Genomic DNA, 18899 nt, shown 5'->3' with positions numbered 1-18899 from the left:
GCAGTTGCATAACAGATGCTGTGTGCGCACGGGTTCACAAGCCCATGGTCTTGTGTATAAGTGCGCCACGTTTATCTTCCGGGAGATTCACACATGGCGCGCGACACCAAAATCCGCGAAGCCCTGACCTTCGACGACGTGCTGCTGGTTCCGGCCGAAAGCTCGGTCCTGCCGAACGACGTGGACACCCGGACAAGACTGACGAAGACCATCGAGCTGGGCATCCCGCTGATGTCCTCGGCGATGGACACGGTGACCGAGAGCCGCCTTGCCATCGCCATGGCCCAGGCCGGCGGCATCGGCGTCGTCCACCGCAACCTGACCATCGAGCAGCAGGCCGAAGAGGTCCGCAAGGTCAAGCGGTTCGAATCGGGCATGGTCGTCAACCCGATCACCATCACGCCGAACGCCACGCTGGCCGACGCGCTGCAGCTGATGGCCGATTACCGCATCTCCGGCATCCCGGTGGTGGAGAGCCGCGACCAACTCGGCAGCGGCAAGCTGGTCGGCATGCTGACCAACCGCGACGTCCGCTTCGCCACCGATCCCAAGCAGCCGGTCAGCGAACTGATGACCAAGGAGCTGGTGACCGTCCGCGAGGGCGTCAGCCAGGAGGAAGGCAAGCGCCTGCTCCACCAGCACCGCATCGAGAAGCTGCTGGTCGTCGACGAGGATTACCGCTGCATCGGCCTCGTCACTGTCAAGGACATCGAGAAGGCCCAGGCCTATCCGAACGCCTGCAAGGACAGCAAGGGCCGCCTGCGCGTCGCCGCCGCCACCGGCACCGGCAATGACGGTCTGGCCCGTGCAGAGGCGCTGTTCGACGCCGGAGTCGACGTGCTGGTGGTCGACACCGCGCACGGCCATTCCGCCAAGGTGCTGGAGCAGGTCCGCGCCGCCCGCGCCATGTCCAGCTACACCCAGGTGATCGCCGGCAACGTCGCCACCGCCGAAGCGGCCAAGGCGCTGATCGATGCCGGTGCGGATGCCGTGAAGGTCGGCATCGGTCCGGGCTCCATCTGCACCACCCGCATCATCGCCGGTGTCGGCGTTCCGCAGCTGACCGCGGTCATGGATGTGGTGGACGAGTGCGAGAAGCACGGCATCCCGGTGATCGCCGATGGCGGCATCAAGTATTCGGGCGATCTGGCCAAGGCCATCGCCGGCGGCGCCAGCGTCGCCATGCTGGGCAGCCTGTTCGCCGGCACTGACGAGAGCCCGGGCGAGGTCATCCTGTTCCAGGGCCGTTCCTACAAGAGCTATCGCGGCATGGGCTCGGTCGGCGCCATGGCGCGCGGCTCGGCGGACCGTTACTTCCAGCAGGAGGTTTCGACCATGAAGCTGGTGCCGGAAGGCGTCGAAGGCCGCGTCCCCTACAAGGGTCCGGTCTCGGCGGTCATCCACCAGCTGGTCGGCGGCCTGCGCGCGGCCATGGGCTATACCGGCAGCGCCTCCATCGCCGAGATGCGCGAGAAGTGCCAGTTCGTCCGCATCACCAACGCGGGCCTGCGCGAAAGCCACGTCCACGACATCACCATCACCAACGAGTCGCCGAACTACCGGCAGGGGTGAGGTGAGGTTGGGGGTAGGCGTCGGCTGACGAATGCCCCCTCCCTAACCCTCCCCCACCTTCGGTGGGAGAGGGGACTGCCGCTGCTTTGGCAGTTAAGTCACGCATACAAGCATTCTACCCCCTCTCCCGCGAAGCGGGGGAGGGATGGGGAGGGGGCAGCATACGACGCCGCGACTCACCCGGCGGTGCCCGCCCCCTCAGCCACCTGCTTCCAGAACTGCCACCCGCCCAGCCGCACGCCGACGGCCATGCTGGTGAAGGGAATCCGCAGTTCGATGTCCCGCGGCTGGAAGAAGGTCAGCCGTTCCGGCTCGCCATGCGCGTCGAACTCCAGCCGGGCGCCCTTCGGCTCCGGCGCGTATTCGTCGCTCATCACCTGCCAGATTTCCAGGTCGCCGCCATGGTTGGTGATCTTGTACTGGCCGCAGCGCCAGGCGGTCGATTCGCCGACGCTGCCCTCCACCACCTTCTTGTCGCCCTCCATCCGCACGTCGCCGACTCCGGCGGCCTCGCCCTTCACCGAAGGACCCTGGGTCTCGGCACGGAATCCCAGCCGCAGCCAGCCGGAGCGGCCGTAGGGGATCAGGCGGCGCACGGTGCGCGCATCCTCCGCCGCGAAATGGTCGGGATCGTCGTAGAGGATGCGGTCCAGAGCGGCGGCGACGATCATGCGGTCGTCGATGCGCAGGTCCGGGAGATGGGCTTTGCTCATCAGGCAGGCGGACTCCGAAAAGATGTGCCCGTCAGTATATAGGCACTCCGTCCGGCCGTCGCCCCGATGCGCGGCGTCCGTCCCGACAGACTCCCGAAACCGGTCTTCAGGCGCTATCCTGCGCGGCCCTTCTTCGGAAGCCCCCGATTCGTCACGAGACGCGCCATGCAGGACCTGTTCGACACGCCGCCCAATCCCCGCAGCATCGATGTCGAGGCGCTGACGCCGGATCAGGCGGCGGCGGACCTGGCGGCGCTGGCCGCCGAGATCGCCCACCATGACCGGCTCTATCACCAGCAGGACCAGCCGGAGATCTCCGATGCCGAGTATGACGCGCTGGTTCGCCGCAACCTCGCCATCGAGGCGCGCTTCCCCGATCTTCGCCGCGCCGATTCGCCCAGCCTGCAGGTCGGCGCCGCTCCGGCGGCCGGCTTCGGCAAGGTGCGTCACGCCATCCCCATGCTGTCGCTGGGCAACGCCTTCGCGCCCGAGGATGTGGCGGAGTTCGATGCTCGCGTCCGCCGCTTCCTCGGCCTGTCCGACGAGGCGCCGCTGACCTTCGTGGCGGAGCCGAAGATCGACGGCCTGTCCTGCTCGCTGCGCTACGAACGCGGTGAGCTGGTGCTGGCCGCCACCCGCGGCGACGGGGCGGAGGGCGAGAACGTCACCGCCAACGTCCGCACCATCCGCGACGTGCCGCACCGCCTGCCGGCCCCTTTCCCCGATGTGCTGGAGGTCCGCGGCGAGGTCTATATGAACCGCGACGACTTCCTGGCGATGAACGCCGCCCGTGCCGAGAAGGGCGAGCAGCTGTTCGCCAACCCGCGCAACGCGGCGGCCGGCAGCCTGCGTCAGCTCGACCCCTCCATCACCGCCGCCCGGCCGCTCTGCTTCTTCGGCTATGCGCTGGGCGAGGTGTCGGAGCCGATTGCCGAAACCCAATGGGGCATTCGCGAGCGGCTGAAAGGCTGGGGCTTCCAGCTGAACCGGCCGGCGGAGCTGTGCGACGGCAAGGACAAGCTGCTGGCCTATTACGAGGGCATCGGCCGACGGCGCGCAGGCCTTCCCTTCGACATCGACGGCGTCGTCTACAAGGTCGACAGCCTGGAGCTTCAGCAGAGGCTCGGCTTCGTCAGCCGGGCGCCGCGCTGGGCCATCGCCCACAAATTCCCGGCCGAACAGGCGCAGACTCGGCTGAAGGCGATCACCATCCAGGTCGGCCGCACCGGCGCGCTGACCCCCGTCGCCGAACTGGAGGACATCACCGTCGGCGGCGTCGTGGTCAGTCGCGCCACCCTGCACAATGAGGACGAGATCGCCCGCAAGGACATCCGCGTCGGCGACCTCGTGGTCGTCCAGCGCGCCGGCGACGTCATCCCGCAGGTGGTGGAGGTGGTGCTGTCGCAGCGCCCGGCCGACTCCGTGCCCTATGTCGCGCCGGAGACCTGCCCGGTCTGCGGCAGCCTCGCCATCCGCGAGGCGGGGGAAGTGGTGCGCCGCTGCACCGGCGGCCTGATCTGCGCCGCCCAAGCGAAGGAGCGGCTGCGCCATTTCGTGTCCCGCGACGCCTTCGACATCGAAGGGCTGGGCGAGAAGATCATCGAGGAGTTCTGGGACGAGGGCTTCATCAAGTCGCCGGTCGATATTTTCACCCTTGAGGGCCGGGTCGAACTGATCGGCCGGCCGGGCTGGAAGGAGAAGTCGGTCCAGAACCTGTTCAAGGCGATCGAGCAGCGCCGCAGCGGCATCGACCTGCACCGGGTGATCTACGCGCTCGGCATCCGCCATATTGGCGAGGTGACGGCGAAGTCGCTGGCCCGCCAGTACAAGACCATGCAGGGCTGGGTCGACGGCATGCTGGCGGCGGAACGGGCGATGCCGGGGCAGGAATGGCGCGACCTGCATGCGTTGAGTGGCGTCGGCCCGGTCACCGCCGACACCATCCTCGCCTGGTTCGTCGATCCGGAAAGTGCGGCCAAGCTGGACTTCTATGCCGGCAGTGAAGCACTGCGGCTGGAGACGATCATCGGTTCGCTCGGCATCAAGCGGCTGAACACGCGCGCTGCCCAGGCGCTGGCCACCCGCTACGGCACTCTCGCCGATTGGCGGGCGGCGATGGAGCGCGCAACGGCGCAGGCGCCGGGGCAGCCCTGGCTCGATCTGGTCGCCACCCCCGATGTCGGCGAGGTTGCGGCGGAGGAGCTCGCCGGCTTCTTCGCGGAGGAGCGCAACCTCGTCATCGTCCGCGGCCTGATGGAGCGGCTGACCGTGCTGGCGGCCGAGGCGCCGAAGGCCAGCAATTCCCCGATTGCCGGCAAGACCGTGGTCTTCACCGGCACGCTGGAGCGGATGACCCGCTCTGAAGCCAAGGCGCGGGCCGAGTCGCTGGGCGCCAAGGTCGCCGGTTCGGTCTCCGGCAAGACCGACTATCTGGTCGCCGGGGCGGACGCCGGCAGCAAGGCGGCCAAGGCCAAGGAGCTGGGCGTCGAGATCCTGACCGAGGATGAATGGCTGGCCAAGATCGGCGGCTGACCGGACGCCGGCCTTGGCCAAAATGTCGCATCTCCGTTCGGTCGGATTGACGGACGGAGACAGCGGGAGTGAGATCAGACATTGCTTATAATCAGAAGCGCAACGATGCCAGACAGGCGGCCCGACCCTGGATCAGGGCGGTGCCGACGGGCGGACAACGCCCGCATCCGCCGGCCCGGCAGCCAACGAAGGGGATGAAGGAAACGCCATGGAGCCAATTCAGTGGTCGCGCTGGATGAGCGTCGGCAACGACGCTCTGGACGAGGATCACCGCGTCCTGATCGGCATCGTCAACAAACTGTATGACGATGCCAACCGCCGGGATCCCGCCCTGATCGAAGCGATCCTGGACGAACTGATCGCCTACACCCGCCACCATTTCGCGGAGGAAGAGGCGCAGATGCAGCGCCTGAACTACCCGACCTTCGCTGCGCACAAGGCTCTGCACGACAATCTGACCCGCCAGGTCGAAAGCTACCGCGATGACTTCCGCTCCAATGGCGGGTCGACCAGCGGCGAAGAGGTTTTCCTGTTCTGCTCCGACTGGCTCGGCAAGCACATTCTGAAGGAAGACACGCGCTTCGGCGAATATGCCGGCAGCGAAGCGGAACTGGCGGTGGCGGGGTAGGGGCGCTCCCTCTCCCGTCCCGGGAGAGGGAAGGGGCCCAAGCGAAGCTTGGGAAGGGTGAGGGGTTAGGCACGAAGCCATGCGGTTCGGGACTTTTGCTATACCCCTCACCCTCCCCACGCCTAGCGGCGCGGGTCCCCTCCCTCTCCCGAGACGGGAGAGGGCGATTTCAGTGTTCTCGAAGCGCTGTCTAAAGAAAATTGCCTAAAATACTGAAATAATTCAGAAAAGCGTAAGCAGCCAAGAAAATCCGGTGAGCGCCCAACCCGAGAGGGGAGGGCGCTTTTTCTTTCGCGCGACTCATCGCCCCGGCAGGGGAGGGGAGTGCGCGCAAAGAAAAAGCCCTCCCCGGTAGGGGAGGGCAGGGGCAAACCCAATCGAAAACGGCCCAATCGAAAACAGGCTGTGGTCAGGCGACCGCCAGCTGCTCCAAACCGCGGCGCGCAACCGGCAGCGACACCGCCGTCTCATAGCGCCAAGCGCTGCGGTCGGCGAACAGGGCGCGCAGCAGCTGGTTGTTCAGGGCGTGGCCGGAGCGCACGCCATGGAAGTGCCCGACGATGGGCGCACCGGCCAGATACAGGTCGCCGACGGCGTCCAGGATCTTGTGGCGCACGAACTCGTCGCTGAAGCGCAGGCCGTCGGCGTTCATCACCGTGTCGCCGGAGATGACCACCGCGTTGTCCAGCGAGCCGCCGCGGGCGAGGCCCATCTTGCGCAGCCCCTCCACCTCGTGCAGGAAGCCGAAGGTGCGGGCGCGGCTGATCTCGTCCTTGAAGCTGTCCGTGTCGATCTCCAGCGCATGCGCCTGACGGGAGATGGCGGCGCTGTCGAAGTCGATCTCGAAGCTGTAGGTGGTGGCGTCGTCGGGGGTGAAGGACGCGCTCTTCACGCCGTCACCGATGACGACCGGCTTCAGGATGCGGATGACGCGGCGCGGGGCCTTCTGCACGGCGATGCCGGCCTGCTCGATGGCGGCGACGAAGGGGGCGGCGCTGCCGTCCATGATCGGCACCTCGATGCCGTCCAGCGAAACGACGGCATTGTCGATGCCGCAGCCGGCCAGCGCGGACATCAGATGCTCGATCGTGCCGACGGTGGTGCCATGCTCGTTGCCGATCACGGTGCACAGGCGGGTGTCGACCACCGTGTCCCAGCGCGCCGGAATGACGGCGGCGGCGCCACGGATGTCGGTGCGATGAAAGGTGATCCCGGAATTCGCATCGGCCGGGGAAATCGTCAGCGTGACGATGACGCCCGAATGCAGACCGACGCCGGCAATCGTCACCGACTTCTTCAGGGTCTGCTGGAACATGCCGTCCGCGTTGCTGCGATTGTTGGCCACGATGTCTTTTCCATCTTGGTCATGAAGGGGAGGTTCCCGGCGATGCCGCGCCGGATGATCTTGGAAGATCATCGCGTCGGCGGCTTTCGCTTTCGACCATGCTGATAGGTAACACCGGGGCTTGGAAATCGGCAAATCACTCATTGTTACCGTTTGTTGCAAGGCAAAAGAGGCGGGAATCGCAAGCAATCGGGTATACGCACAATAGTGATGCAATAAAAAAATCCCCGGAAACGCACGAAGGCGTCCCGGGGTCCGAGAGGTTCGGTCAGGTTGTGGAGCCACCGGCGCCGCGATTAGCAGGCTGCGGCGCCGGCGGTTATCTCCGGCTTTCGCCGGGATCGGCCGACCGCCGCGGATGAGGCCGCGGCGGTCCGGAACGGTGGGCGCTCAGTTCGCCTGACGGCGCAGGAAGGCCGGGATGTCCAGCTCTTCCTGCTCGCCCGGCTTGGCATCGGCGCGCGGGGCCGGGGCCATCTGCTGCGGAGCGGCAGGATAGCTGGGCGCCTGCGGGGCCTGCTGCGGAGCCGACTGCTGCTGCGGATAGACCGGCGCCTGCTGCGGAGCGGCCGGGTAGGACGGGGCCGGCTGATAGGCCTGCGGCGCCTGCGGCTGCTGAGGATAGGCCGGCTGCTGCTGCGGATAGCCTTGCTGCGGGTGCTGCTGCGGCTGCGGGGCCGGTTGGTACTGCTGCGGGGCCGGCTGCGGCTGGTAGGCCTGGGGCGCGGGCTGCGGAGCCGGCGGGTGCGCCGGTTCCGACTTGCGGCCGAGGCCGGTCACCAGACCGAACAGGAAGTTCCCCTTGCGGGCGGGCGCCGGTTCCGGCGCGGGGGCCGGCGCCGGAGCAGGACCGACCGACAGGCCGCCCGGATGCGGCTGGTGGGCCTGCGGGGCGGCGTGATGGTGATGCTGCTGGGCCTGCGGGGCCGGCTGCTGCGGCTGATGGGGCTGCTGCGGCTGCTGGTGGATCTGCGGGGCCTGCGGCGCGTGCTGGTGGGCGGCGGGCTGCTGCGGCTGGGGAGCGGACAGCGGGGCGGCGCCGACGGTCACCGGCTGGCGCGGACCGGCATCGGCCGGCTTCGGTGCGAAGAAATGGCCGCCCTGGTTCTCGCCATGCAGCGGACCGGCGGCCGGCCTCGGCGCCTCGCCATGGTGTTGGGGGGCATGCTGCTGGGCCGGGTCGTGCTGGATCGCGGCGGCGCCGGCGGTCACCGGCTGCGGGGTGCGCAGGCCGGCGGCGGCACTGGGAATCGCCGAGGCCGGGGCGGCAGCCGGCGCGCCGGTCAGGTTGCCGGGAGCGGCCGGCTTCTTGGCGCGGTCGCCGGGGATCAGCGACAGGTTGACCGGATGCAGGGTGCGCGGGTTGCTCATCGCCGCGGCGTCGATACCGGTGGCGACGACCGACACGCGCATCACGCCGTCCAGCGAGCTGTCGAAGGTCGAGCCGAAGATGATGTTGGCGTCGGGATCGACCTCGTCACGGACGCGGTTAGCGGCCTCGTCAACCTCGAACAGGGTCATGTCGTAACCGCCGGTGATGTTGATGAGGACGCCGCGGGCACCCTTCATCGACACGTCGTCCAGCAGCGGGTTGGAGATGGCGGCCTCGGCGGCTTCGATGGCGCGGCGCTCGCCGCCGGCCTCGCCGGTGCCCATCATCGCCTTGCCCATCTCGGTCATGACGGACCGGATGTCGGCGAAATCCAGGTTGATCAGGCCGGGCATCACCATCAGGTCGGTGACGCCGCGCACGCCCGAATGCAGAACGTCGTCGGCCATCTTGAAGGCGTCCGCGAAGGTCGTCTTCTCGTTGGCGATGCGGAACAGGTTCTGGTTCGGGATGATGATCAGGGTGTCGACATACTGCTGCAGCTCGGCAATGCCGCCCTCGGCCAGCCGCATGCGGTGGCCGCCCTCGAAATGGAAGGGCTTGGTGACGACGCCGACGGTCAGGATGCCGCGCTCGCGGGCCGCACGCGCGATGACCGGGGCCGCGCCGGTGCCGGTGCCGCCGCCCATGCCGGCGGTGATGAACACCATGTTGGAGCCTTCGAGATACTGGACGATCTCGTCGATCTGCTCCTCGGCCGAGGCACGGCCGACATCCGGCTTGGAGCCGGCGCCGAGGCCGCGGGTGGTGCCGGTGCCCAGCTGGATGCGCTTCTCGCACAAGGAACCCTTCAGCGCCTGCGCGTCGGTGTTGCCGACGACGAAGTCCACGCCTTCCAGGTTCGACTTGATCATGTTGTTGACGGCGTTGCCGCCGGCACCGCCGACGCCGAACACGGTGATGCGCGGCTTCAGTTCGGGCTCGATTTGGGGAATGGTCACGTTGATCATGGTGTTCAGGCCTCCACAACCTGTTTTCGTTGGGTTTGATGTTCGATATGCCGCGACCGGCGCCCGGTTGTGTCCGGTGTCTGTCCGTTCGGGAATCGGTGGATGGCGGCGGGAATCATCACAGATTCTCCCGCAGCCAGAGGCCGACGCGGCCGATGAGCCCGGTGGACGCGACCGCCTCTTGGCCGGTCACCATCAGCTCCGTCGGGTTGCGGACGGCGTGTAGCAGAAGGCCCGCGACCGTCGCGAAGGCCGGTCCGCCATGGGCCTCGTTGAGGCCGGCGATCCGGGTCGGGCGGGCGATGCGGACCTGTTTGTCCAGGATCGGGGCGGCCATGTCGCGCGTGTTCGGCAACTGGCTGGCGCCGCCGGTCAGCACGACGCGCCGGCCGACCAGCCGGGCATGGCCCGACTGCTCGATGGCGCTGCGCACCTCTTCGAAGATCTCTTCCATCCGCGCCTGGATGATGCTGACCAGGAAGGAGCGCGGGTGGCTGGCGGTGCCGCTGCCGCTGCGCTCGTCCTCGCCGATCTGCGGCACCTCGATCATTTCGCGCTCGTCGGCCGGGTTCACCCGGGCGCTGCCGTAGAGCACCTTCAGCCGTTCGGCATGGACCAGCGGCGTTGCCAGCCCGTGGGCGATGTCGTTGGTGACATGCCGGCCGCCCAGGGGCACGAAGCCGGTCCACACCAGATTGCCTTCGGCGAAGATCGAGATGGTGGTGCCGCCGCCGCCGATATCGACGCAGGCCGCCCCCATCTCCATCTCGTCCTCCACCAGACAGGCGAGGCCGGAGGCGAAGGGGCTGACCACGATGGACTCGATGTTCAGGTGGCAGCGGGCGACGCAGGCGTGCAGCGTGCGGATGGCGCCGGCCGCCGCGGTGACGACATGCAGCTGGGCGCCCAGCGAATGGCCGCTCATCCCCTTGGGATCGCGGATGCCGCGGCTGCCGTCCAGGCTGAAGCCCAGCGGGATGGTGTGGATCAGCGCCTGATCGGGGCCGGCCTGCAGGGTGCGGGCATGGGCCATGGCGCGGCGGATGTCGCCCTCCGTCACCTCCTGGCCGGAGACGGGGACCGTGGCGGTGAAGGCGTGGGACCGCGGATGGCCCATCGACAGGTTGACGACGACGTCGTGCACCGTCTCGCCGGCCATCTGTTCGGCGGCATGCACGGCGGCACCGATCGAGGTTTCCGCCGCCTCCATGTCGATGATGGTCCCGGCGCGGATGCCCGTGGCGATCTGGTGGCCGACGCCGATCACGCGGAGGGAGCCGGGCTCCTCCATCCGCGCGATGACGCAGCACACCTTCGTCGAGCCGACGTCCAGCGCCGTGACGATTCCGCCACGGGTCGGCCGCTTCGGCTTCTTGGCACCGTTGAATCCCATCCCGAACATGCCCCCCAAACGTCCCCTCTACTCCTGTCTGCCGGCGGCGGGCTTTTCCCGGAAAGGCCCGCCGCCGGTCCGTCCTTTTACGATTTCTTGCCGTTCTTCTTCTTCGACTCATCCTCCCAGCCCGGAAGCTGGGCGGTGGCGGAGGTCTGGATCGCGGCGCGGCCGGGCAGCCGCAGGTCGATGGCGACGATGTCGCGGTCCAGCACATGGCTGGCCGCATGCATCTGCTCCAGCTGCTGAAGGGCGCGGCGCATCTCCGCGGTGCCTTCCGGCAGCTTCACCGTCACGCCGTTGCTGAGCTGCAGGTTCCAGCGCCGGTCGCTGATCCAGCTGGCCGAGGACAGCATCGGGGCGATGGTTGGCGCGCTGTCCAGCGCCGACAGCAGGGTGTGGACCTGCTGCGGGGCGTTGGCGCCGATCACCTGGGGCAGCGTGTCGATGCGCTGGTTGCCGCGGCGCGCCAGCTCCGCCGCGTCGGCCAGCGGACGGCCGGCGCGGTCGATGACGGTGAACTGCCGCTCATGCTGCCAAATCGCCATCGGCTGGCGTTCCGACAGGCGGATATAGAGGAAACCGGGCAGCCGGCGCTCGATGGAGGCCGACGACACCCAGGGAAGCTCTTCAAGGCGCTGCTTGGCCTCCGCGAGGTCGATGGACAGGATCGGCTCGCCCCGGCGCACGCCCAGCGCGTCGAGCACGGCGTCGCGTTCGGTCTCGCTGCGGCCGACCACCAGGATCTCCGACAGGCGGAAGCCCAGGTCGCCGGTGGTCTGGATGACGCTTTCCCGCGCCGCGTCCAGCGTGTCGGCCAGGGTGCCGCGCTTCCAGGCGGAGCCGGCGGTGGCGGTCAGCCCCAGCACCGGCACCAGGATCAGCGCCGCCTTGACGGCCGAACGGGTCCAGCGCGGCCAGGCGCGGCGTCGCTTGCCTTTCTGCGCCGACGCGGCCATGGCGCGCGGCGGGGTCGGCATCTCGTCCCGGGCGCGCGCACCGGCGGCGGCGGCGCGGAAGTCCGGGTCGGCCATCAGGCGAGCTGACATGCGGCATTCTCCACCAGCCAGCCGACCAGCGCGCCGTAGGAAATTCCCACATGCGCCGCCTGTTCGGGCACCAGCGACAGGGGCGTCATGCCCGGCTGGTTGTTGATCTCCAGGAAGTACAGCCCGTCCGTTCCCGGCCGGCCGTCATCCCAGCGGAAGTCGCTGCGCGAGACACCCCGGCAGCCCAGGGTGTGGTGCGCCAGCACCGCCATCCGTTTCGCCTCCTCCGCCACGGCCTCGGGGATCGCGGCGGGGATGGTGTGGACGGCATGGCCGGCGCTGTATTTCGCGGTGTAGTCGTAGACCTGAGCCTGGAAGACGATTTCGGTCACCGCCAAAGCGCGGTCACCCATGACGCCCACGGTCAGTTCGCGACCGGGGATGAACTCCTCGACCAGCACGCGTTCTCCGAAGGTCCCCCCGAAGAAGCCATCGTCGCCGACCGGGCTGTTCTGCCCCTCGCGGACCAGGGTTACGCCAACGGTCGAGCCCTCGTCCACAGGCTTGACGATATAGGGCGCCGGCATGGGGTGGGCGCCGCCGGCGATCTCCCCACGGGACAGCACCATTCCTTTGGGGGAGCGGATGCCGACGGTGTCCAGCACGCGCTTGGTCATCGCCTTGTCCATGGCGATGGCCGCCGCCTGGACGCCCGAATGGGTGTAGGGCAGGCCCAGGAACTCCAGCACGCCCTGGATCGTTCCGTCCTCGCCGCCGCGGCCGTGCAGGGCGTTGAACACCACGTCGGGGCGCGGGTTGGTCAGGGCGTGCATCAGCCCACCCAGGTCGCGCTGCACGTCGATGGCGGTGACGCGGTAGCCTTCCTCTTCCAGCGCCTTGGCGACGCCGGCACCGCTGACCAGCGACACCTCGCGCTCGGCCGACCAGCCGCCCATCAGGACGGCGACATGCTTCTTGTGGGCGTGGAGCAGGACTTCGGTCATGCGTGGCCTCCGTCGGCGGGAATGCCGATGCGCTTGATTTCCCACTCCAGCGTCACGCCGCTGGTCTCGAACACGCGGCGGCGGACCTCGTCGCCCAGCGCTTCCAGCTGGGCGGCGGTGGCCGTGCCGTTGTTGATCAGGAAGTTGCAGTGCTTTTCCGACACCTGGGCGTCGCCGATGGACAGGCCGCGGCAGCCGGCCTTGTCGATGAGCTCCCAGGCCTTGTAGCCTTCCGGGTTCTTGAAGGTCGAACCGCCGGTGCGCGAGCGGACGGGCTGGCTGTCGGCCCGCTTGTCGGAGATCTCGGCCATGCGCCGCGCGATCTCCAGCGGGTTGCCGGGCTCGCCGCGCAGGACGGCGCCGGTGAAGATGCAATCCTCCGGCGCCGCGCTGTGGCGATAGGTGAAGCCCATGCCGGCATGGCTGAATTCCAGCCGCCGGCCGTCCCGCGCGACCGCGGTGGCGGAGACCAGCACGTCGGCCAGCTCGCGGCCATAGGCGCCGCCGTTCATGCGCAGCGCGCCGCCGATGGTGCCGGGGATGCCGGAGAGGAACTCCAGCCCCTCGATCCCGGCATCGCGGGCGACCATGGCGACGTTGAGGTCGAGCGCCGCCGCACCGGCGGTCAGCGTCATCCCATCCGCCAGGATGTCGGTGAAGCCGCGGCCGAGCCGGATGGTGACGCCCGGCACGCCGCCGTCCCGCACCAGCAGGTTGGAGGCGACGCCGATCACCGTCACCGGCACCTCGGCCGGCAGGGCCGCCAGGAAGCCGGCGAGGTCGTCGGCATCGGCGGGGCGGAACATCACCTCGGCCGGGCCGCCGACGCGGAACCACGTCACCGGCGCCAGCGGGGCGTCGGCGGTCAGCCGGCCGCGCACGGTCGGCATGCGTCCGATCAGGTGGCCGTCCGCCGGGCTCATGCGGGGCGCCGCCGTCATCGACGGGCGCCGTAGAGGGCGGTCAACTCGCCCGGCAGGGCATTCGCCCACTGGGTGATGTTGCCGGCGCCCAGGCAGACGACGAAGTCGCCGGGCTTGGCCATCTCGCGCACGACCTGCGCCAGCTCCTGCTGGTTGTGCAGGGCCACGACATGGCGGTGGCCGTGCATGCGCAGGCCCTCCACCAGGCTGTCGCGGCTGACGCCCTCGATGGGGGCCTCACCGGCGGCATAGACGTCGGCGACGATCACGGCGTCGGCGTCGTTGAAGCAGGTGCAGAACTCCTCGAACAGGGCGGCGAGGCGGGAATAGCGGTGCGGCTGGACCACGGCGATGGTTCGGCCGGTGCCGGCGGTGCGCGCGGCCTTCAGCACCGCGGCGATCTCCACCGGGTGGTGGCCGTAATCGTCGATGACCGTGATGCCGTTGGCCTCGCCGGTCTTGGTGAAGCGGCGCTTCACGCCCTGGAATCTGGCCATGCTGTCGCGCATCACCACGTCGGGCAGGCCCATCTCGTTGCCCACCGCGAAGCAGGCCAGCGAGTTCTGGACGTTGTGCGGCCCGTACATCGGCAGGCGCACGCCGGCGATGGCGCGGCTCTCGCCGCTGTGGCGGTCGTAGATCAGCACGTCGTACTTGGCGCCGTCGGGCCCCAGCTCCACGTTCACCGCGCGGATGTCGGCCTGCGGCGAGAAGCCGTAGGTGACGATGCGGCGGTCGGACACGCGGGGGATCATCGCCTGCACCTCGGGATGGTCGATGCAGAGCGCGGCAAAGCCGTAGAAGGGGATGTTCTGGACGAAGCTGTCGAAGGCGGCGCGCGCGTTGTCGAAGGTGCCGTAGAAGTCCAGATGCTCCGGATCCATGTTGGTGACGACGGCGATGCAGGCCGGCAGCTTCACGAAGGTGCCGTCGCTCTCGTCCGCCTCGACCACCATCCAGTCACCGGTGCCGAGCCGGGTGTTGGAGCCGTAGGCGTTGATGATGCCGCCGTTGATGACGGTCGGGTCGAGGTTGGCATGCTCCAGCATGTGGCCGACCATCGAGGTCGTCGTGGTCTTGCCATGGGTGCCGCCGATGGCGATGGCCCATTTCAGCCGCATCAGCTCGCCGAGCATCTCGGCGCGGCGGACCACCGGCACCAGGGCGGCGCGGGCGGCGACCACTTCCGGATTGTCGCGCTTGACCGCGGAGGAGACGACGACCACGGCGGCACCGGCGATGTTCTCGCCGCGATGGCCGACGAACACCTTGATGCCCAGTTCGCGCAGGCGCTTGACGTTGGCGTTCTCGGCGAGGTCGGAGCCCTGGACGGTATAGCCCAGGTTCCGCAGCACCTCGGCGATGCCGCTCATGCCGATGCCGCCGATGCCGACGAAGTGGATGGTGCCGATCGAGAGGGGGAGGGCGCGCATGTCAGGCTTACTTTCCGCGGCGAAGCATCAGGCGAAGGGTGGCGTCGACCGCCCCGTCGGACAGGTCGTTGGGAAGGGGTTGCGATCCGTGGATCATCGACAGGCGATCCCGCAGAAAGCCGCCTTCGGCGAGGAAGCGCGGCACCAGCGGACAGCCCGGACGGTTGTACCAGCCGCCTTCGGTCCGCGTCATGTCCGCAGGCCAGTCCTGCAGCGGGCGCGGCGTCGGGCGGGTCAGAGACCTGGTCTTGTTGATCATTCCGCGGCCCCCTTGGCGCTGGCACCGGCGGCGGCCCGCCGGGCGTTGTGGGATCGGTCGTGGTCGGTCGTGGTCGGATCGGAACCGGTGTCGGCGTAGTGAGCCTGTCGCATGCCGCCATCCAGCATCGCCAGAACGGCGTCGGCCAGGGCGCTGACGGCGTCGGCGGTGCCCCAGCCATGGGCGGCCTGCGCCGAAGCTGCGAGCGCCTGCGGATCGGCCAGCAGGGCGGACAGCCGCTCGGCCAGCGCGCTCGCGGTGAAGGCGGGCTGCGGCACCAGCCATGCGGCACCGGCGTCGGCCAGATGGCGGGCGTTGGCGGTCTGGTGGTCGTCGGTGGCGTGCGGGTAGGGCACCAGGATCGCCGGACGGCCGACGCAGGTCAGTTCGGCGATGGTGGAGGCACCGGCGCGGGTGATGGCGAGATGGCAGGCGGCCAGCCGTTCCGGCACGTCGCGGAAGAAGGTCTGCAGTTCCAGCCGGGCGAGGCCCAGCGGCTCCAGCGCGTCGCGGGCGGCCTCCAGGTCTTCGGCGCGGCATTGCTGCGCCAGATGGATGCGGGCGCGCAGGTCGTCCGGCAACAGGGCCAGCGCCGCGGGGATCACTTCGGAGAAGACGCGGGCGCCCTGGCTGCCGCCCATCACCAGCAGGCGGACGGGACCGCCGGGCTGCGGCGCTTCGTAGGGGGAGAGGCGGCGGGCGGCGACGGCGGGGCGGACCGGGTTGCCGGTGCGGACGATCTTGCCGCGCTGCGCCTCGCCCAGCTTCTCGATGCCTGGGAAGGCGACGGCGATGCGGCGGGCGCCTGCGATCAGCATCCGGTTGGCGCGGCCGAGAACGGCGTTCTGTTCGTGCAGCAGGGCCGGCAGCCTGGACTGGATGGCGGCATAGACGGTGGGGACGGACGGGTAGCCGCCGAAGCCGACCACTGCGGCGGGTTCGAGCCGCCGCATCAGCGCGCGCGCTTCCAGCAGGCCCAGCCCCATCTGCAGGGCGGCCTTCAGCTTGCCGGCGATCCCGGCGCCGGGGGAGGCGGCGCGGATGCGGTGGACCGGCACCTCCGGCAGATTGTCGCCGAAGGCATGGCCGCGCTTGTCGGTGACCAGCGTCACGGCGCGGCCGCGGGCCAGCAGCTCGCGCGCCAGCGCCTCGGCCGGGAACATATGCCCGCCGGTGCCGCCTGCGGCCAGCACGATCACCTTGTGCGCGGTGGGATCCAAGTCGGTCGGCCTCCTCATTCCGCGGGGCCGAAGCGTTTGCGTGTCAAAGCCAGAACCATACCCATGCCGAACCCGAGTGCCAGCAGCGAGGAGCCGCCGTAGGAAATGAACGGCAGGGTCATGCCCTTCGTCGGCATAAGATGCAAGGCCGATCCCATGTTGATCGCCGCCTGAAGCCCGAACTGGATCAGAAGACCGGCGGTCGCCAGCAAAACGAAATAATTGTTGTCGTTGAAGACACGAGCGAACCCGCGCAGCACAACGAATGCAAACAAAACCACCAGCCCGAGGCAGAAGATCAGCCCCAGCTCCTCCCCGGCGACGGCGAAGATGAAGTCGGCATGGCTGTCCGGCAGATAGAACTTCACCGTGCCCTGTCCGGGGCCGGTGCCCATCAGCCCGCCGTTGGCGAAGGCCTCCAGCGACCGGTTGATCTGATAATTGTCGCCGGCATTCGGGTCGAGGAAGCGGTCGATGCGGCTGGTGACGTGCGGCAGCGTGTAATAGGCGCCGATCAGCCCGACCACGCCCAGCCCGCCGAGCCCCATCACCAGCACGAGGTTCAGCCCGGCCAGGAAGAACTGGGTGAACCACACGGCGGAGACCACGAAGGTCATGCCCAGGTCGGGCTGCAGGATCAGGCCGGCCACGGTGATGCCGTAGAGCACGATCGACACCAGCGCGCCGGGAAAGCCGGGGTTGGTGCGCGACAGCGAGAACAGCCAAGCCGCCACCACCGCGAAGGCGGGCTTGACGAACTCCGACGGTTGGATGGACAGGCCGGGGATATGGATCCAGCGCCGCGCGCCCTTGATTTCCATGCCCACCACCAGGGTGGCGAAGACCAGCAGAACCGAGAACAGGAACACGCCCAGCGCCACCCGCCGCACCCCGCGCGGGCTGAGCAGCGAGACGCCGACCATGATGATGGTCGCCGGGATCAGCATCATCAGGTGGCGTTCGACGAAATAGAAGGTGTCCTGGATGCCGATGCGTTCGGCGACCGGCGGGCTGGCCGCGGTGATCAGGACCGTGCCGAGGAACATCAGCAGGGCGATGGCGCCCAGCTGCCAGCGGTCGACGGTCCACCACCAGCGGCCGAAGATCGATTGGTCGGTACGGTCGAAGGTGATCATTCAGCGCCCCCGCTCGTCGCGTCGCGTGCGCCGAGTATGCCCGCGACGTAAGTTGCGAAGGCCTCGCCACGCTTCTCGAAATTGGCGAACTGGTCCCATGACGCACAGGCTGGGGACAGCAGCACGCAAGCACCCTCCAGCCGTTCCGCCAGGGCCAGACCGGCCGCCTTCGCGGTTGCAATATCCAGCGTTCCGCACCGTGTATAAGCAACAGCTTGCACGTCAAGCCATGCGGCGAATTGTTCCTGCGCCTCGCCGATCAGGAAGGCGTGGCGGACGCGGCCCATATAGCCCTCCAGCCCGTTCAGCCCGGTGTCCTTGGCCTGTCCGCCGAGGATCCAGTAGATCGGGTCGAAGGTCGCCAGCGCCTTTTCCGTCGCGTCGGCGTTGGTCGCCTTGCTGTCGTTGACGAAGCGCACGCCGTCCGCCTCGCCGACCAGCTGCTGCCGGTGGGCGAGGCCGGGGAAGGTCGCCATCGCCGCGGCGATGGCCGGCACCGGCAGGCCGGCGGCCTTGCAGGCGGCGAAGGCGGCGGCGGCGTTCTGCCAGTTGTGGGTGCCGAGCAGGGTGGGCAGGGTGGACAGCTCCACCACGCGGGCGGCCTCGCCGTCGGTGTCGTCGACCAGCCAGCCGTCGGCGGCATAGACCCCGCCCGCGACCGGCCCCAGGGCGGAGACCGGCCAGATGCGCTGGTCGCCGGCCGCCACGAGCTCGGCGTGGATCGTCCGGCAATGCTCGTCGTCCACGCCGATCACCGCGGTGCGCGGCCAAGTCTGGCGGTGGAAGATCAGTTTCTTGGCGGCGATGTAGCCGTCCATCCCGCCATGGCGGGCCAGATGGTCGGGCGTGATGTTCAGCAGGACGGCGATGTCGAAGGTGATGGAGTGGGTCAGCTCCAACTGATAGCTCGACATCTCGAGGACACAGGTGCCGCCGGACCCGATGGGGTCGAAGGTCAGCACCGGCGTGCCCAGGTTGCCGCCGACGGCGGCCTTGCGCCCGGCGGCGGCCATGATGTGGCCGATCAGCGTGGTGGTGGTCGATTTGCCGTTGGTGCCGGTGATGCCGATGAAGGCGCAGTCGCGCTCCGCCCGGCCCAGCAGCTCGATGTCGCAGATCAGCTCGATCCCCATCGCCTTGGCACGCTCGGCGACCGGGTGCGGCTTGGGGAAGGTGTGGGGGATGCCGGGCGACCAGACGATGGTGGTCAGGTCCGACAGGTCGGCGGTGGCGAGATCGACCACGGCGAAGCCCTCGGCCTCTGCCGCGGCGCGGGAGGCGGGGTTGTCGTCCCACACCCGCACCTCGGCCCCGCTGTCGCGCAGCGCGCGGGCGGTGGCGAGGCCGGACTTGCCCAGCCCCATCACCGCGACCGGCAGCTCCTGCATGTAGAACAGGTCGATCATCGCCTT

15 protein-coding genes are annotated in these 18899 nt (G+C 68.8%); 3 read left to right on the top strand and 12 right to left on the bottom strand.

Annotated features, from left to right (window positions below; all coding sequences use genetic code 11):
- Positions 1–93 precede the first annotated feature (93 nt).
- Positions 94–1572, top strand: coding sequence for an IMP dehydrogenase (gene guaB / locus AZOLI_RS09295; RefSeq protein WP_014248362.1), 1479 nt, complete (start codon positions 94–96; stop codon positions 1570–1572).
- 176 nt (positions 1573–1748) lie between these two features.
- Here guaB and AZOLI_RS09290 read toward each other — a convergent pair whose 3' ends face one another.
- Entirely contained in the window at positions 1749–2285 is a 537-nt protein-coding gene (locus AZOLI_RS09290) for a hypothetical protein (protein ID WP_014248361.1), read from the bottom strand.
- Positions 2286–2450: 165 nt separating this feature from the next.
- On the opposite strand from AZOLI_RS09290, the gene ligA reads away from it, so the two are divergent.
- Entirely contained in the window at positions 2451–4817 is a 2367-nt protein-coding gene (gene ligA, locus AZOLI_RS09285; RefSeq protein ID WP_014248360.1) for an NAD-dependent DNA ligase LigA, read from the top strand.
- A gap of 208 nt (positions 4818–5025) precedes the next feature.
- Positions 5026–5445 carry a bacteriohemerythrin gene (locus tag AZOLI_RS09280; protein WP_014248359.1) on the top strand — a complete coding sequence of 140 codons (420 nt, stop codon included), beginning with the start codon at positions 5026–5028 and terminating at the stop codon, positions 5443–5445.
- Positions 5446–5854: 409 nt separating this feature from the next.
- On the opposite strand, the gene lpxC is transcribed toward AZOLI_RS09280, so the two are convergent.
- The 11 genes from lpxC to murD all read right to left on the bottom strand — a co-directional run bounded on the left by lpxC (position 5855) and on the right by murD (position 18893).
- On the bottom strand, positions 5855–6790 hold the full coding sequence (lpxC, locus tag AZOLI_RS09275; RefSeq protein ID WP_014248357.1) for a UDP-3-O-acyl-N-acetylglucosamine deacetylase: 936 nt from the start codon (positions 6788–6790) through the stop codon (positions 5855–5857).
- A 390-nt stretch (positions 6791–7180) separates the two neighbouring features.
- Positions 7181–9130 carry a cell division protein FtsZ gene (gene ftsZ / locus AZOLI_RS09270; protein ID WP_014248356.1) on the bottom strand — a complete coding sequence of 650 codons (1950 nt, stop codon included), beginning with the start codon at positions 9128–9130 and terminating at the stop codon, positions 7181–7183.
- Between the two features lie 118 nt (positions 9131–9248).
- Positions 9249–10523 carry a cell division protein FtsA gene (gene ftsA / locus AZOLI_RS09265; protein WP_044550709.1) on the bottom strand — a complete coding sequence of 425 codons (1275 nt, stop codon included), beginning with the start codon at positions 10521–10523 and terminating at the stop codon, positions 9249–9251.
- A gap of 86 nt (positions 10524–10609) precedes the next feature.
- Positions 10610–11572, bottom strand: coding sequence for a cell division protein FtsQ/DivIB (locus AZOLI_RS09260; protein ID WP_044549962.1), 963 nt, complete (start codon positions 11570–11572; stop codon positions 10610–10612).
- Positions 11557–12516 (bottom strand): D-alanine--D-alanine ligase, encoded by a 960-nt coding sequence (locus AZOLI_RS09255; RefSeq protein ID WP_014248353.1) that lies wholly within the window; start codon positions 12514–12516, stop codon positions 11557–11559. Before AZOLI_RS09255 ends, AZOLI_RS09260 begins: the two co-directional genes overlap by 16 nt.
- The gene (gene murB, locus AZOLI_RS09250) at positions 12513–13457 is read right to left on the bottom strand and encodes a UDP-N-acetylmuramate dehydrogenase (RefSeq protein WP_014248352.1); all 945 of its coding nucleotides are present in this window, start codon (positions 13455–13457) and stop codon (positions 12513–12515) included. Before murB ends, AZOLI_RS09255 begins: the two co-directional genes overlap by 4 nt.
- Positions 13454–14872: a UDP-N-acetylmuramate--L-alanine ligase gene (gene murC / locus AZOLI_RS09245; protein WP_014248351.1), complete on the bottom strand. Its 1419-nt coding sequence runs from the start codon at positions 14870–14872 to the stop codon at positions 13454–13456. The genes murB and murC overlap by 4 nt, the downstream gene beginning before the upstream one ends.
- 7 nt (positions 14873–14879) lie before the next feature.
- Positions 14880–15131 (bottom strand): hypothetical protein, encoded by a 252-nt coding sequence (locus AZOLI_RS09240; protein WP_014248350.1) that lies wholly within the window; start codon positions 15129–15131, stop codon positions 14880–14882.
- Entirely contained in the window at positions 15128–16369 is a 1242-nt protein-coding gene (murG, locus tag AZOLI_RS09235) for an undecaprenyldiphospho-muramoylpentapeptide beta-N-acetylglucosaminyltransferase (RefSeq protein ID WP_014248349.1), read from the bottom strand. Before murG ends, AZOLI_RS09240 begins: the two co-directional genes overlap by 4 nt.
- Entirely contained in the window at positions 16366–17487 is a 1122-nt protein-coding gene (locus tag AZOLI_RS09230; protein WP_014248348.1) for an FtsW/RodA/SpoVE family cell cycle protein, read from the bottom strand. Before AZOLI_RS09230 ends, murG begins: the two co-directional genes overlap by 4 nt.
- A complete protein-coding gene (murD, locus tag AZOLI_RS09225) occupies positions 17484–18893 on the bottom strand; it encodes a UDP-N-acetylmuramoyl-L-alanine--D-glutamate ligase (protein ID WP_014248347.1) in 1410 nt (469 codons plus the stop codon). The genes AZOLI_RS09230 and murD overlap by 4 nt, the downstream gene beginning before the upstream one ends.
- Positions 18894–18899: the final 6 nt, after the last annotated feature.

This window comes from Azospirillum lipoferum 4B (assembly GCF_000283655.1).
In the GTDB taxonomy this organism is placed as follows: Bacteria; Pseudomonadota; Alphaproteobacteria; order Azospirillales; family Azospirillaceae; genus Azospirillum; species Azospirillum lipoferum_C.
This window is presented reverse-complemented; position numbering and strand designations above follow the sequence as displayed.

Bases quoted from the DNA above. Each gene is read 5' to 3' on its own strand.
- guaB (WP_014248362.1), top strand. From the start codon at position 94: ATGGCGCGCGACACCAAAATCCGCGAAGCCCTGACCTTCGACGACGTG.
- AZOLI_RS09290 (WP_014248361.1), bottom strand. From the start codon at position 2,285: ATGAGCAAAGCCCATCTCCCGGACCTGCGCATCGACGACCGCATGATC.
- ligA (WP_014248360.1), top strand. From the start codon at position 2,451: ATGCAGGACCTGTTCGACACGCCGCCCAATCCCCGCAGCATCGATGTC.
- AZOLI_RS09280 (WP_014248359.1), top strand. From the start codon at position 5,026: ATGGAGCCAATTCAGTGGTCGCGCTGGATGAGCGTCGGCAACGACGCT.
- ftsZ (WP_014248356.1), bottom strand. From the start codon at position 9,130: ATGATCAACGTGACCATTCCCCAAATCGAGCCCGAACTGAAGCCGCGC.
- ftsA (WP_044550709.1), bottom strand. From the start codon at position 10,523: ATGGGATTCAACGGTGCCAAGAAGCCGAAGCGGCCGACCCGTGGCGGA.
- AZOLI_RS09260 (WP_044549962.1), bottom strand. From the start codon at position 11,572: ATGTCAGCTCGCCTGATGGCCGACCCGGACTTCCGCGCCGCCGCCGCC.
- AZOLI_RS09255 (WP_014248353.1), bottom strand. From the start codon at position 12,516: ATGACCGAAGTCCTGCTCCACGCCCACAAGAAGCATGTCGCCGTCCTG.
- murB (WP_014248352.1), bottom strand. From the start codon at position 13,457: ATGACGGCGGCGCCCCGCATGAGCCCGGCGGACGGCCACCTGATCGGA.
- murC (WP_014248351.1), bottom strand. From the start codon at position 14,872: ATGCGCGCCCTCCCCCTCTCGATCGGCACCATCCACTTCGTCGGCATC.
- AZOLI_RS09240 (WP_014248350.1), bottom strand. From the start codon at position 15,131: ATGATCAACAAGACCAGGTCTCTGACCCGCCCGACGCCGCGCCCGCTG.
- murG (WP_014248349.1), bottom strand. From the start codon at position 16,369: ATGAGGAGGCCGACCGACTTGGATCCCACCGCGCACAAGGTGATCGTG.
- AZOLI_RS09230 (WP_014248348.1), bottom strand. From the start codon at position 17,487: ATGATCACCTTCGACCGTACCGACCAATCGATCTTCGGCCGCTGGTGG.
- murD (WP_014248347.1), bottom strand. From the start codon at position 18,893: ATGATCGACCTGTTCTACATGCAGGAGCTGCCGGTCGCGGTGATGGGG.